Consider the following 776-nt stretch of genomic DNA (forward strand, 5'->3'; position numbering starts at 1 on the left):
GTCTACTACGCAGTGTGCGGAACAATATACTTGAGCTTATCACCGCAGATGGAAGAACAATCTTCCTGCACATGGAGCACATCAAAACGGTTCACGTCCCTTAAGTATAGTAAGAAGTAAACCTGACCGATTCATAGGTCAGGTTTTTTGGCGCATAAAGAAAAACCGTACGGAGGATCGAAGATCACCTGACGGTTCTTGGTGGGTGAGTTCAGTTTGGCTCTTGATGAGGGCATGGGAGGAGAAAAAAATAACCCGACCAATGGCCAGGTCCCTTATCACCGTATAGTGAATACCACTGAACTACATCAGTCCGTGCATTCGTACTCTTACAAACCCGTAGAAGAAAACGGGCTCTCAGCGTGTATACCAACAGATCGATTAAAGAGAGATTAAGTTCTTATATTCAATGTTGACTTTTAATCTGCGCTTCTCGATTTCCGAATACAGCAAGTGTATAAAATCGGAATCAAGCTCCATCTCAACGGCCTGAAGATACACATCAATTAAATGGTCGTCTTTGAGTTTATTCATACAATTTCCCTTCTAGTTCTGTCATTGCTTCCCATCTCTTACTTCTATCATAGTACGAGTTTGTTCTAAACTCAGCACATTCCTATTGCATTCTTCCACATTCTTATTTACAATCTTTTGCATTCAACTCTTCATCATGTTGCAAGATTTAACAAAAAAAGAGAGGGAATCTCGTCTATAGCTAATATACATTCTCTCTTTCATTTGATAAGATGATATAAGGTTTGATTACGCTACACTGT

General features: G+C 39.9%; 1 protein-coding gene. It reads right to left on the reverse strand.

All coding sequences use genetic code 11. The annotated features are described in order from the left end of the window. Nucleotides 1-381: 381 nt before the first annotated feature. Nucleotides 382-534 (reverse strand): sporulation histidine kinase inhibitor Sda, encoded by a 153-nt coding sequence (gene sda, locus AC1DWB_RS36505; protein ID WP_477545929.1) that lies wholly within the window; start codon nt 532-534, stop codon nt 382-384. Nucleotides 535-776: the final 242 nt, after the last annotated feature.

The organism is Paenibacillus sp. P4_E11 (assembly GCF_056401635.1).